Source organism: Chthoniobacter sp. (genome assembly GCF_040003245.1).
In the GTDB taxonomy this organism is placed as follows: domain Bacteria; phylum Verrucomicrobiota; class Verrucomicrobiia; order Chthoniobacterales; family Chthoniobacteraceae; genus Chthoniobacter.
Genome location: NZ_JBDUCX010000069.1, coordinates 15,362 through 28,750 on the forward strand (window position 1 = coordinate 15,362; position 13,389 = coordinate 28,750).

10 protein-coding genes are annotated in these 13,389 nt (G+C 63.9%); 6 read left to right on the top strand and 4 right to left on the bottom strand.

Annotated elements, in window-relative coordinates:
• Window positions 1-4 precede the first annotated feature (4 nt).
• From ABJF10_RS11735 to ABJF10_RS11750, 4 genes are all read right to left on the bottom strand, one after another.
• The gene (locus tag ABJF10_RS11735; RefSeq protein ID WP_348544760.1) at window positions 5-1,174 is read right to left on the bottom strand and encodes a sialidase family protein; all 1,170 of its coding nucleotides are present in this window, start codon (window positions 1,172-1,174) and stop codon (window positions 5-7) included.
• The gene (locus tag ABJF10_RS11740) at window positions 1,171-2,589 is read right to left on the bottom strand and encodes an MFS transporter (RefSeq protein WP_348544761.1); all 1,419 of its coding nucleotides are present in this window, start codon (window positions 2,587-2,589) and stop codon (window positions 1,171-1,173) included. Before ABJF10_RS11740 ends, ABJF10_RS11735 begins: the two co-directional genes overlap by 4 nt.
• 6 nt (window positions 2,590-2,595) lie before the next feature.
• Entirely contained in the window at window positions 2,596-3,435 is an 840-nt protein-coding gene (locus ABJF10_RS11745; RefSeq protein WP_348544762.1) for a GntR family transcriptional regulator, read from the bottom strand.
• Window positions 3,436-3,602: 167 nt separating this feature from the next.
• The gene (locus tag ABJF10_RS11750; protein ID WP_348544763.1) at window positions 3,603-4,106 is read right to left on the bottom strand and encodes a hypothetical protein; all 504 of its coding nucleotides are present in this window, start codon (window positions 4,104-4,106) and stop codon (window positions 3,603-3,605) included.
• 204 nt (window positions 4,107-4,310) lie between these two features.
• Between ABJF10_RS11750 and ABJF10_RS11755 the strand changes: the two genes are divergently transcribed.
• The 6 genes from ABJF10_RS11755 to ABJF10_RS11780 all read left to right on the top strand — a co-directional run.
• Window positions 4,311-4,949: an intradiol ring-cleavage dioxygenase gene (locus ABJF10_RS11755; RefSeq protein ID WP_348544764.1), complete on the top strand. Its 639-nt coding sequence runs from the start codon at window positions 4,311-4,313 to the stop codon at window positions 4,947-4,949.
• A gap of 86 nt (window positions 4,950-5,035) precedes the next feature.
• On the top strand, window positions 5,036-6,373 hold the full coding sequence (locus ABJF10_RS11760; protein ID WP_348544765.1) for a hypothetical protein: 1,338 nt from the start codon (window positions 5,036-5,038) through the stop codon (window positions 6,371-6,373).
• A 136-nt stretch (window positions 6,374-6,509) separates the two neighbouring features.
• Window positions 6,510-8,909: a DUF6797 domain-containing protein gene (locus ABJF10_RS11765; RefSeq protein WP_348544766.1), complete on the top strand. Its 2,400-nt coding sequence runs from the start codon at window positions 6,510-6,512 to the stop codon at window positions 8,907-8,909.
• Window positions 8,910-9,067: 158 nt separating this feature from the next.
• Entirely contained in the window at window positions 9,068-11,128 is a 2,061-nt protein-coding gene (locus tag ABJF10_RS11770; protein ID WP_348544767.1) for a c-type cytochrome, read from the top strand.
• Between the two features lie 17 nt (window positions 11,129-11,145).
• Complete coding sequence (locus ABJF10_RS11775) at window positions 11,146-12,042, top strand: AraC family transcriptional regulator (protein ID WP_348544768.1); 897 nt, start codon at window positions 11,146-11,148, stop codon at window positions 12,040-12,042.
• Between the two features lie 114 nt (window positions 12,043-12,156).
• Window positions 12,157-13,389: efflux RND transporter permease subunit (locus tag ABJF10_RS11780; RefSeq protein WP_348544769.1), on the top strand; the 1,233-nt coding region annotated here is incomplete at its 3' end.

Genomic DNA, 13,389 nt, shown 5'->3' on the forward strand with positions numbered 1-13,389 from the left:
GGGGTTACTCCAGCTTGCCGAAGACGATGCGCTCCTTGCGGCTGGGGTCGGAATCGCCCTGCGTGACGGTCAGGTAGATCGCGCCGGCGTGCTGGTGAAAGGTGGGATACTGGAAGGACTTCGCGGTCTCGAAGCGGTACTTGCGCTCCCACTTTGCGCCGTCACGCGAGACGTCGATGTTGAAAACGGAGCGGCCCACCCCGTCCACCCGCGTGCTCTCCTGCCAGCCGAGATAGTAGACGCCGTCGAAGCAATCGAAGGTCGGCCGGGAACTCGCGCCGTTGGGCACGAAGTCGCGGAACTCGCCCGGCGTCCAGTGCCGGCCATCCTGGCTCGTGGTGAAGGTGTAATTGTGGTTCCCCCCATCCTGGCGGCAGATCGCCAGCCACGTGCCGTCGGGCAGGCGGTTCACCGCCGACTCCGTGAGCCGGAGCGCCGACGGCTCGTTGTAGTGACCCAGCACCCCGAAGGTGTCGAGGTCCGCATTCAAGATCGCGAGCGCGTTCTGGCCGGCGGCATAGTTGTTCAGCGCGACGTACGTCCTACCGTCGAAAACTTTGAACGAATCGAAAATGTACAAACCGAAATCCTTCGCTTCGCGGGCGAATCCCTGCGCCGCCGCATCCTCGTAAAAGCGCTGCGGCGTCATGTCGAAGGTGCCGGCGGCTGTCTTGATCTTGGCGCGATGGATTTCATTCACCGGCATCAGGTGCACGACGTCGAAGTCGATGAACCACGTCTGCGATTGCCGGGTGCGCGGGGCCTCGCTGGCGAAGTAACAACGCAGCGTGCGGTCGTCCTTGCGCAGGAGGCGCGGGACAAAGCAGGCCCCGGCAGGAAGCGTCTCATTGGCGAACTGCTGTTCGGAGCGCGCCAAGGTGAGCGTGCGGTCGACCGCGCCTGTCTTGATGTTCACCACTGAGAGGGCCACGTAAATAAACGGCCATTCGGCATTCTCGCCGGGCTTCACGTCATTGGCCTCGTAGACGACAAACGCGCGATCCCCCATCACGACAAACTCGGCATCGTGCGCTCCTTTCACCTCCGGGGCGGAAACTTTGACGAGGCCGGCGAGCACCTTGTCGCCCGCCTGCCTCGCATCCCAACCGGGCGGCAGAATCTGCGCGGTGGCCGCGAGTGCCCAAGAAAAGAAGGCGACGACGATGGCTTTCATGTGGGCGTGGGGCCGGAGGTAATGACGCGCGTCGGGTCGATCTTGAACCAGCACAGGAACGCCACGACGTAGAGCGCGGCGAAGCTGTAGAAATTGAGGTCATAGCCGTGCCGCAGCGCGGCCGTCGTCTGCTCGAAGGTGAGTTGCGCCACGGGCACGCCCAACTCCCCCGCCCTGGCTGCGACCGCCCGCTCGAGCACCGATCCTGTGGTCCACCCGGCCAGCGCTCCGGCGAGCCCGGCGCCCATGTTCATGCAAGCGCCGACCGTGGCCGCGTAACGCCCGCCGATGTCCTGGCAGGTCGCCCACGCGCTCGGCACGGTGAGGTCGGTGGAAAACGCCGCGAGCGAAACGATGACGAAGAAGACGAAGGCATTGGGCGCCAACGGACAGGCCAGGAAGCACAGCACGCACACGCTATGCCCGATCCAGCCGCACAGCCGGCGCGCGCGACGGCGGTCGCCAGTGCGACGGACAATGGCGTCCGTGATTATCCCACCGAGCAGGCAGCCGACCGCTCCGCTCAGCAGCGGACCGCCCTTGTAGAGCGCGCCGAGCAGGCTGCTGTTCGGCATTCCAAACTGGCGCTCCAGGAACTGTGGCAGGTAGGTGATATTGAAATACCAGCCATAGGCCTGCGCGGAATACATGAGGCAGAGCGTGAGAAAGTTTCCATCGGTGGCGATGCGCTTCCAGGGCACGCCGCGATGGGCATCGCCTTCCTCCGCGCGGTCGCGCTGGATCAACGCCAGCTCCGCCGCGTTCACTGCGCTGTTATCCTCCGGCCGGTCGCGAAACCAGCGGGCGAAGAACACGCACCACGCGACGCCGATGACTCCGAACAAACAGAAGGCTCCACGCCAGCCAAACAACGCGGGAGTCACACCGGTGCCGACCACCAGCACGGTCCACAGAAATGGCGTGAGCCCGCCCATGAGCTTGCCGCAAAACCAGACCTTTCCCTGCCCTCGCCCGCGCTCTTCGAGAGGCAACCAGTTGTGCAGGGCGCGCGTGATATTGGGAAATGCGCCCGCTTCGCCGAGGCCGAAGAGCAGGCGCACCCCGATGAGAAATCCCAGTCCCAGCGTGATCGGTCCCACGTGCAAACCCACCGCCGCCGAAAGCACGGTGAAAGCCGACCACCACAGGACGATGCGCAGCAGCGCCCGGCGCGGACCGAACATATCGCCCATCCATCCGGTCGGCACCTCGAACAGCGCATACGCCAGGGCAAACGCGGTGAAGGCCCATTTCAAATCCGCCACGCTTTGCAGGCCAAGCGATTGCACGATATTTCCCGCGGCCGACGCGATGGCCACGCGATCGAGGTAGGTGATCATCGAAAGCGCGCAGGCAAAGAGCAGCACGCCGCGACGCACATGCGTCGGCGGGGCGATCGATTGGGGGGCGTGCATCGCGAATTAGTGGGCTGAGGCGCGCAGCTCGGCGATCAACGCGGTCATGGCCTCGGTGAGCTTGGGCGGATTCGCCGACGGCGGCTGGCGCCGGCCGCGGCGCGCGTCGTAGGCTTCCAGGGCGGCATTCATGCTGGCCTGCATGTGCGCTTCCAGCCACCGCTGGGCTTCCGCGGGATCGCGCCGCCGCACGGCCCGCGCGACCCGCGCGTGCAAGAGCCACACCCACGCCACGTGATGCAAATCCCGCTGGTGGCTGCCGCAACCGAAGATCGCACTGCGCAGGTTCACGTCGCCAAAGATCGTCAGCGCGCGCCGGTTGTCCGACGCTTTCAAGAGCAGCACATGAAAGCCCAGATCGGCATTCAGGTAGCGGCGCAACGGCTCGCCGGTCATCATCGGCTGTTTCGATTGGCGAAAGTCGCGGATCGCCTCGCGCATCTGGTCGCACAGCTTTTGCAGTTCGATGACCTGCGCCGGTTTCATCCGCCGCGTCGCTTTGCGCACCGCAAAACTTTCGATGGCCATCCGCACTTCGTACGCTTCCACAATTTCCCGGCGTTCCGGTGCCGTCACGTAAGTGCCGCTCGACGCCACCTGCGTGACGACACCCTCGGACTCCATGCGGCGGATGGCCTCGCGCACCGGCGTGCGGCTCATGCCCAGCCCCGCCGCCAGCCGCGCCTCGGAGATTTTCTCCCCCGCCGTCAAGCCGCCGCTCCAGAGCTGCTCCTGCAAATGCTCGTAGGCCAGTTGGGCGAGTTTCGAAGTCGCGCCGGCGGCCGTTTTGCTCTTGGCCGCCGGAGCCTGCGGGCGGCGCCGGGATCCGGGGGTATTCTCGATCACGAAACCGGTATACTGGTTTTCGCCGCCAGCCGTCAAGCAGCATTCCCGGAATCATCCACCGCGGGTGTTGGCTAGCCTGGCTCCATTGGCTCCATTGCGGAATTTGACGTTTTAAACGCCCTTTTTCGTCATTTCCCGAGCCAGCCTGGTACGGCGAAGGTTCCGCCTTACTTCTTCAATTTGATCGAGTCGATCATCGCCGCCAAGCTCTTGATCATGTCAGGTGTCGCGTCCGAATCGTAGTCGAAATACAGCACGCCCGCCTTGCCCTCTTTCGGTGCAAACATCCACACCTCGAAGGTCACCGGGGTCTTCTCCTTGCGGTCTTTGCCGGTGCCGACGAACCGCGTGAACTCGATGCCATTGATCTTCTTCACCGCCGGCTCACCCACCTTGGGCTCGATGACGGAATCCTTAAGCACCTCGTCGAGATCCTTCTCCAGGTTCTTGAAGTCGACCTCATCTTTCAGCACCCAGAATGCGACATACGCTGCGTCCTTCGGCGCGCTGGCTTCCAGCGTGCCGTCGGTCACCTTCGGGTGCCACGCATCGGAGATTTCCAAGGTGAACCAGGCGTCCTTTTCCGATGGATAGGAATAGGTGGCGGCCCGGACAGAAACGCTGGCCAGCAGCGTGAAGGTAATGACGGCGAGGAGAGGCATTAGTTTCATAAGCAATAAGCAGCGAGTGCGTGCGCAGGGTGAAGTTTGATACCATGAGCGACAGCGCCCCCAACGACGCAATGGTGAATCCGGACGATCCATATGGCGACAAAATTCGGGGGCCATTCCTACCGCGATCCCTGTTTCCTGCGTGCTTCCGGGAAACGACATGCGAAGATATACGCACTTCTTTTTCCCCGACCCCACCACCCCATGAACACCCGCCGCCATTTCATTCGCCATCTCGCCGCCACCGGAGCTTTCTTCGTCGTCCCCGGAGCCTTTGCCGAAGCGCTCACGCAAACGCCCGCCGTCGGCTTCGGCCCTTTCTATCCCGATCATCTGCCGCTCGATACGGACAACGATCTGATCCTCATCAATGACTCGCTGACGCCGGCCGTCGGCGCGATCACCTATGTCAGCGGCCGCATCCTCGGGCCGACCGGCGAACCCATCCGCAATGCCATCGTGGAGATTTGGGAAGCGGACACCAACGGCATCTACATCCACAGCCACAGCGGCGGCGATAAGGCGAAGCAGGACAAAAACTTCCAGGGCTACGGACGCTTCCTCACCGGCAGTTCGGGCGAGTATCTTTTCCGCACGATCAAGCCCGTGGCCTACACCGGTCGCTGCCCGCACATTCACTACGCCGTCAAGGTCCCGGGCCGCGACAAATGGACGACCGAGTTGCACATCAAGGATGATCCGAAGAACGCCAGCGATGGCGTCACGCGCAACGTCAAGAATCCCGAGCTGCTTTGCGCCGAGTTCGCGCCCATCCCCGGGGCGAAGGCCGGCGAACTCTCCGCCAAACACGACATCGTGCTGGGTTTCACTCCGGAGACCTAAGTCTGCGGTTTCCGAACTGAGCACCGGGCACTAAGAACCGTGCAGCCTGCGCGGTTCTTTCCCTTTGCCCCCCGCATCTCTCACCCATGAACCCCCACCTCCGCACTTTTCTTGTCGCCACCCTCTGCGCCGCGAGCCTGCACGCACAAGACCCGCTCCCGGCCGCCGCACCTCCTTACTACCGCGTGCGCTACGAGCCATCGACCGCACCCGACGGCTTGATCTTCGGCGTCAGCTACACCCTCTGGATTCCGCCCGGGGTGAAAACATTGCGTGGTGTCATCGTGCATCAACACGGTTGCGGCGAAGGCTCCTGCAAATCCGGTCTCACCGCGGCCTTCGACCTTCAGTGGCAGGCGCTCGCGCGGAAGCATGACTGCGCCTTGCTCGGGCCTTCCTACGAGCAGCCGGAGAAAGCCGTCTGCAGCATGTGGTGCGACCCGCGCAACGGCTCGGAGCAGGCATTCTTGAAATCGCTCGGCGACCTTGGCGCACAAATCCATCATCCCGAACTCGCAACGGTCCCCTGGGCGCTGTGGGGACATTCCGGCGGCGCGAATTGGGTGGGCAACATGCTCGTGCTCCATCCGGATCGCATTGCCGCGGCGTGGTTGCGCTCCGGCACGCCACGCATTGCCCCACGAGATGGTTCCACCGCTCCACCCGTCGAGATTCCCGCGGCCGCCTGCGCCGTGCCGACGATGTGCAACCTCGGCACGAAGGAAGGCGTCACGGAGAAGGATCCGCGGTTCGGCGGCCTGTGGCCGAACGTGCAGAAATTTTTCGCCGACTTTCGTGGACAAGGCGGACTCGTCGGCGTCGCGGTGGATCCGAACAGCAGCCACGACTGCGGCAATCAGCGCTACCTCGCCATCCCGTGGTTCGACGCCTGCCTCACCGCCCGCCTGCCCGATCACTCCGGCGACGCGAAGCTCAAGCCAATGCCCACCGACGGCGCGTGGCTCGCCCCTTTGCTCGGCGACGCCGCACAACCCGCCGCCAAATTCAGCGGTGACGCCAAAGCCGCCGTCTGGCTGCCGAACGAACGCGTCGCCAAAGCCTGGGCCGAGTACGGCAAAGACGGCAACGTAAGTGACACCACTCCCCCACCCGCACCCACGGGCGTCAAACTCACCGGCGACGAACTGACCTGGACCACCGAAGCCGACCTCGAAAGCGGCCTCGCCGCTTTCATCATCGAACGCGACGGCACCGAACTCGCCCGCCTGCCCGACAAGCCAGCCGGCCGCGTCATCGGTCGCCCGATCTTCCAGAAAAATGGCTACAGTGACAGCCCCACCCCGCCGCTCGCGGAGATGCGTTTCACCGACACCACGGCCACAGCCGGCGAAAAGCACACCTACCAAATCATCGCCGTCAACAGCGTCGGCTTGAAATCCGCCCCGGCGAAAGTCGCGCCGTAAGCCGGAACCGGTGCCGGCGCGCGCCGTGGATTCCCCCTAATTTCAATTCGCCCTACTGATTGTTTGGGCTACATCCATCGCCCACCTCAGCCCGGCGGAATCGCTGCCGTGCTTATTGATTACGTTATCCGATTTCATGAAGCTCCATACTCCGCGTCTTATCGCCGCCTTCCTCGGCCTCTCCGCTCTCACCGCCTCCGCCGCCAATTGGTGGGAGGAGATGGATTACGGCCGCTTCCTTTCGGCGACCTTTATCGACACCACGGGAGAGAGCACGCTCGACCACGCGGTGCGCCTGGCCACGAACAAAGGGATCGCCGTGAAGCTCGGCGCGGGGGGCGAGGGCGGCTTGATTTTCGACACCGAGCTTCTGCGGGCCACCGGCGGCTGGACTGGCGGCTGGCTCAAACTCAAAGGGGTCGTCTTCGACGGCGGCCACGGCCCGAACCCTTCTCCGGCGGAGAATGCGCTCATCTATTTTGGCACGCACGCCAACACGCCCGGCTGGAGCAAGGGCGACGACTTCTACGATCCCCGCCCGCTGCCCAAAGGACCACATCAGGGCGACGTCAACAAAGGCGAGCCGTTCTTTGCCGACGTGCCGTTCGGCCCGCTTCCCGCCGCGTGGGCCAAGTACCGCGGACTGTACCTCAGCGGTGATCACGTCGTCTTCGCCTACACGGTCGGACAAGCCACGCTCCTCGAGTCCGATGATCTCGAAAGCGTGGACGGCCAGTCCCTCATCACCCGCACCTTCAACGTGCTCACCCCCGGCGACGCCTCGAGCCTCCTGGTGGCCGATGCACCGGAAGGCACCAAGCCAATCCTCGAAGGCAACCGGGCCACCTTCCTCTATGACCCGCAGAATCCCGCCGATCGCACGGTCGTCGGCTTCGTGGGTGCGCCTCCCGGCGCAAAACTCATCGTCAAAGGCACGCGCATCACGCTCAAGCTCCCGGCATTTGCCGCCGGGCAGAAGTTCAAGGTCGTCTTCGCCCACGGACCCGCTGCCGATGTCGCCAAGCTAACCGATGCGGTCAAGGCCGCGGAGCAACCGGCGGATCTCGAGCCGCTCACTCACGGCGGCGCACCGCATTGGACAGAAACCGTCAAAGCCAAGGGCACGCTCGGCGCCGAGGACACCGGCTTCCCCTACGTCGTCGACAACCTCGCCGCGCCGCTCGACAACCCTTACAAATCGAAAATCCGCGTCGGCGGCCTCGATTTCTTCAAGGACGGGCGCATCGCTTTCAGCACGTGGAGCGGCGACGTGTGGATCGGCAAAGGTATCGACGACAAGTTGGAGAACATCGAGTGGAGGCGTTACGCGACCGGCCTCTTCCACGCGCTCGGCCTCAAGATTGTGGACGATCAAATCTACGTCCTCGGCCGCGACCAGATCACGCGCCTGCACGATCTCAATGACGACGGCGAAGCGGACTTTTACGAGTGCTTCAATAACGACGTGCAAGTCACCCCAGGCTTCCACGAATTCACCTTCGGCCTCGAGACGGATTCAAAGGGTAACTTCTATTTCATCAAGGGCGGCCCGGTGAATCCCGGTGGCCGCGGTTGGGGTCCGCTCAGCGATCACAATGGTTGCATGTTCAAGGTCTCAGGCAACGGCCAGAAGTTCGAGGTCTTCGCCACCGGCGTGCGCGCCCCCAATGGCATCGGCGTGGGCCCGAACGACGAAATCACCACCGGCGACAACCAAGGCACCTGGGTGCCCGTCGATTACATTCACTATGTGAAAGAGGGCGACTTCATCGAAGTGCCCGACCTCTCCCATCGCGTGCCAGTGCCCACCGCCCTTACGCCGCACCTCTGCTGGCTGCCCTACGATTGGGACAACTCGAACGGCGCGCAGGTCTGGGTCACCAGCGACAAGTGGGGCCCGCTCAAGGGCAGCATGTTGTATCTCTCCTACGGCAAGTCGTCGCTCTTCGGCGTGCTCCAGGAGAGCGTCGGCGACGTCAAGCAAGGCGGCGTCTTCAAGTTCCCGCTCAAGTTCGAGACTGGCATCTGCCGCGCCCGCTTCAGCCCCATGGACGGCCAGCTCTACCTCGGCGGTCTCAAAGGATGGCAGACCAATGGCGCGAAGGACGGCGCGATCCATCGCGTGCGCTACACCGGCAAACCCGTGACCGTGCAAAACGCCCTGCACGTCACCGACAAAGGCATCACCATCGGCTTCACCAACGAGGTCGAGACCTCCAGCGCGAGCGACGCGGGTAACTACTCGATCGAGCAATACAACTACCGCTGGACCTCGAACTACGGCTCCGCCGAATACAAGGTCAGTGACCCCGAGCAGAAGGGCCACGACAAACTCGACATCAAGTCAGTCACCGTCTCACCGGACAAAAAATCGGTGTTTCTCGAAGTGTCCGGCCTCCAGCCGGTGATGCAGATGAAGATCAAGATGAACATCAAGGCCGCGGACGGCACCGCGATCCCCGATGGCATCGGCAACACGATCAACGTCGTGCCGCCGGACGCGCAACGCGGCACGGACTTCACGTCCACGAAGTAGAAGACGTCCACCTTTCTTCTCGCGTGTCATCCTGAGCGGAGTGTAACGCAGTCGAAGGACCCCGCGGCTCTCCCAAAGTTCATCGCTGGTAATTCGACGGGGTTCTTCGACTCCGTTACACTCCGCTCAGAATGACCGCAAAATTGCGACCTCCGCTGATGAAGATTCCGCTCCCGCTGTTTGCGCTGCTCGCCCTCACTGCCTCGCTTTCCTCTCCCGCTCGCGCCGATATCCAGACACCCGCGCTCGCCGATCTCGCGCCCGCAACGATGCAAGGATTGACGGTCACGTTCAGCGCGGGCGGCAAAACAGACACCCGCGCCGGGCGCCTCATCGCGCTCTTTGTGCCCGCAGGTGAAGCGCCCACACCTTTTCTCGCGCCAGGTCCATTCACCGCGAAGTGGGAAGGCGAAATCACGTCCGACTTGCGTGCGGCGTTCACCTTCACCGTCGACACCACCGGCGTCGTCACCGCCACGCTCAATGGCCAGCCGCTGCTCGACAGCCGGCTGCGCATCGCCCCGCAACCCGCGCAATTGCAGAAAGGCGCGAACAAGCTCGTCGTCGAATTCCAAAGCCCACCGCAAGGCGACGCCATGGTGCGGCTCATGTGGTCGTCGAAAGACTTCCCCCGCGAGCCCATCCCGCCCACCGCCTTTCAGCACGACACCAGTGCGAAGGACCTGCGCACCGGCGAGCGCCTCCGCGCAGGACGCCTGCTCTTCGCGCAAAATCGTTGTTCCGCCTGCCACGACGCCAGCGCCGTGCTGCCGCCGAAAGGCGAAGGCCTGCCGGAACTCGCGCAGGACGCGCCAACCTTCGACGCCATCGGCGACAAATATCGCGAGCCCTGGCTGGCCGCGTGGATCAACGATCCGCACAGCATCCGTCCACACGCGCTCATGCCAAAAGTCTTCGCGGGCGAAACCGGCAGGATCGACCAACGCGCCGCCGATGTGGCCGCCTACTTCGCCTCCACCGCGACGATGAAGCAGGAAGAACAGGCCGTCGACGATGCGCTCGCCGCGCAAGGCGGCGCGCTCTTTGCCAATCTCGGTTGTATCGCCTGCCACACCAAGCCCGATGCCGACGGCCAGGACGAGCACGATCGCGTGCCGCTCGCGCATGTAAAAGCCAAGTGGCACCGCAACGCCTTGCACAGCTACCTGGAAAATCCCGCGCAGAACTACGCCTGGAATCGCATGCCTCACTTTCGCCTCAGCGAAAAGGAAGCCGACCAACTCACGGACTATCTGCTCGCTACAGCGAACCGCGAATTCTCCGGCGCGCCGAAGGGCGACGCCACGCGCGGTGCGCAACTGCTCGCCACGTCCGGCTGCCTGAATTGCCACGCGAACGTCCCACCCACTACGACGCCCGCCCTCGCCGCCACACTCCAGAGCGGCTGGACGAAAGGCTGCCTCGGCGCTGACGCTCCGTCACGGGGCAAGGCTCCCGACTTCGGCTTCACCCCACCCCAGCGCGAAGCACTCGTCGCCTTCGCGGCAAACGGCTTTGCCTCACTCAAGCAGGATGCGCCCGAGGAATTCGCCGAGCGGCAGATCAAGAACCTGCGCTGCACCGCCTGCCATCAGCGCGATGGCCAGCCCAGCGTCTGGTCGCAACTCGACGAGGAAATCATCGCCCTGCAAACCGCCGCTCCGCTCGAGGAGGGCGAACGCAAACCGATCTTCACCACCGCTCTCCCCGCGCTCACCTGGTTCGGCGAAAAGCTGCGCCCCGCTTATCTCGCAACGTTCATCGCCGGTCATGAGAAGGACAAGCCGCGTGCGTGGATCGTCGCCCGCATGCCGGGCTTCGCCACGCCCGCGGAAGGGCTGGCCAGGGGCCTGCCCCGGCAGCACGGCTTCGGCCCCACGATCACGGAGCCCGCGCCCGATCCCGGGAAAGTCAAAATCGGCGAAACGCTCATCGGCGAAAACGGCGGCTTCAATTGCATCCAGTGCCATATCCTCGGCGACCGCCAGGCCACCGCCGTCTTCGAGGCCCCCGGCCCCAATCTGGCGTGGGCGCCGAAACGGTTGCGCAAGGAATACTTCCTCCGCTGGGCGCTCGCGCCGACCCGCATCGACCCCGATACGAAGATGCCGAAGTTCGCCGACGAAGAAGGCAAGACCCCACTCACCGACTTTTTTCACGGACAAGCGGCGGAACAATTCGACGCCATCTGGCAGTATCTCCAGACGTTCGCGAAATAGCCGCGCGCTGCATCCCCATGAAATCCAAGCCCGCCCTCCCACCGGTCGACATGGAGACATACGTCCCCGCGGCGATCACCGTCGTGCGGCGTTCCGTCGGCTGGCCGGGCATTCTCGTCCACGAGCGGCGCGGCAAATCGGGACAGGTCAATTACCCCGGCGGCATCCGTCAGCACGTCTTCTATTGGTTTCTCAAGCCCCTGCGCAGCGATGTCCTCATCGAAGGCAAGACCGACACCGTGCGCTATCAGACCGGCGACGGCCGGTTCACCCCGGCCGGCCAGCCAGTGGCCTTTCGCTGGACCGGTGAAGTGCGCGTGCTCATGCTCGGTTTCCAGCCGTGGTTTTTCGAGCGCGTCGCCGCGGAACTCGGCACCACCACCGGCCTGCCAGCGGAAACCAATACCCGCAAGCTCTCCGCCAATCATCCCGCCTGCCTGCTCATGCAGCAGCTCTTCCACGAGCTTGATTCCCCGGCCGGCGCCGCCCTTGCCGCCGAAGGCCTGGCCCGCACCATCGCCGTGCAGTTGCTCCGCGAGTTCGATCACATTCGCGGTGTCAAGCCCGCCGCCGCCGCACCGCCCGTCGCCGTGCTCAAGGTCGTCGAGCTCATGCGCCGGCGCCTCGCCGATTCCCTGGCCCTGGAGGAACTCGCCGAAGTCGCCGGCCTGAGCCCGTTTCACTTCGCCCGCCAGTTCAAGACCGCCACCGGGCATCCGCCGCACGACTACCTCATCCGCCTCCGCGTGGACCGTGCGCAGGAGCTCATCCGCCAGCACAGCCGCGAGTGGACCATGGCCGCCATCGCCAACGAATGCGGCTTCTCCGATCAAAGTCACATGGCGCGCCATTTCAAGCGCGTCCTGGGCGTCAGCCCCGGCGAATTTGCCGAGGCCAACCCTGTATTGCGCTGATTTCCGCCACACTTGCGCTACAGGCTCGCCGCAAGATCGTTCTCAGACGACCGCAAGCCCGTCCAATCGCGTTTCACGCCGCGAGAAGAGAGTATCCGGCTCTGAGCCACCCTTATGTGGATCGTCCGCCTTGCGCTTCGGCGCCCTTATACTTTCATCGTCGCGTCCATCGTGTTGCTTCTGCTCACGCCGTTCGTTTTGCTGCGCACACCGACCGACATCTTTCCGGCGATCAATATCCCGGTCATCTCGGTCATCTGGCAATACGCCGGCCTGAGCCCCCAGGAAGTCGAGCAACGCATCATCTACAATCACGAGCGCTCGCTCTCCGCCACGGTCAATGACATCGAGCACGTCGAGTCGAACAGCTACAACGGCGTCGGCATCATCAAGATCTTCCTGCAACCCGGCGCCAACGTCGACGGCGGCGTCGCGCAGATCACGGCGGTGGCGCAAACCATCCTCCGCCAGTTGCCTCCCGGGCAGCAGCCACCGCTCGTCATTCGCTACAATGCGTCGACCGTTCCCATTCTCCAGTATAGCCTCAGCAGCAAGAAGCTGAGCGAACAGGAGGTGGCCGATCTCGCCCTGAACCAGGTGCGGGTCGGCATCGCGAACATTCCCGGCGCACAGATCCCGTGGCCTTACGGCGGGCGCATGCGCACGGTGGTGGTCGATCTCGACCTGCACGCCCTCAAGGCCAAGAACCTGAAACCACAGGACATCGTGGACGCGGTCAACGCGCAGAACCTGATCCTGCCCAGCGGCACTGCGAAAATCGGCGACACCGAATACGACATCGCCGTCAACAGCAGCCCGCGCGTCCTCGAGGACCTGAACAACCTGCCCGTCAAGCGGGTCAACGGCACGACCATTTACGTGAAAGACGTGGCCCAGGTCCGCGATGGCTTCAATCCGCAAACGAACATCGTGCGCATGAACGGCCAGCGCGGCGCGCTCATCACCATCATGAAGAGCGGCTTTGCCTCCACCCTCGACGTGGTGGCGAGGGTCAAAGCGCAACTGCCGCAGGTGCTCGCCACCGTGACCTCCGATCTCGACGTCAAAGAGTTTGCCGACCAGTCTCTCTTCGTGCGCGCCGCCATCAGCGGCGTGCTCAAGGAGGGCACCATCGCCGCCGCGCTCACCGCGGTCATGATCCTGCTCTTCATCGGCTCCTGGCGCAGCACGGTCATCATCGCCCTGTCGATCCCGCTAAGCATCCTGTGCTCGCTGGCCGTGCTCAGCGCGCTCGGCGAAACGATCAACCTCATGACGCTCGGCGGTCTCGCCCTGGCCGTCGGCATCCTCGTGGACGACGCCACCGTGGAAATTGAAAACGTCCAC

Excerpts from the sequence above, each read along its gene's own strand:
- ABJF10_RS11735 (WP_348544760.1), bottom strand. The coding sequence starts at position 1,174 with ATGAAAGCCATCGTCGTCGCCTTCTTTTCTTGGGCACTCGCGGCCACC.
- ABJF10_RS11740 (WP_348544761.1), bottom strand. The coding sequence starts at position 2,589 with ATGCACGCCCCCCAATCGATCGCCCCGCCGACGCATGTGCGTCGCGGC.
- ABJF10_RS11750 (WP_348544763.1), bottom strand. The coding sequence starts at position 4,106 with ATGAAACTAATGCCTCTCCTCGCCGTCATTACCTTCACGCTGCTGGCC.
- ABJF10_RS11755 (WP_348544764.1), top strand. The coding sequence starts at position 4,311 with ATGAACACCCGCCGCCATTTCATTCGCCATCTCGCCGCCACCGGAGCT.
- ABJF10_RS11760 (WP_348544765.1), top strand. The coding sequence starts at position 5,036 with ATGAACCCCCACCTCCGCACTTTTCTTGTCGCCACCCTCTGCGCCGCG.
- ABJF10_RS11765 (WP_348544766.1), top strand. The coding sequence starts at position 6,510 with ATGAAGCTCCATACTCCGCGTCTTATCGCCGCCTTCCTCGGCCTCTCC.
- ABJF10_RS11770 (WP_348544767.1), top strand. The coding sequence starts at position 9,068 with ATGAAGATTCCGCTCCCGCTGTTTGCGCTGCTCGCCCTCACTGCCTCG.
- ABJF10_RS11775 (WP_348544768.1), top strand. The coding sequence starts at position 11,146 with ATGAAATCCAAGCCCGCCCTCCCACCGGTCGACATGGAGACATACGTC.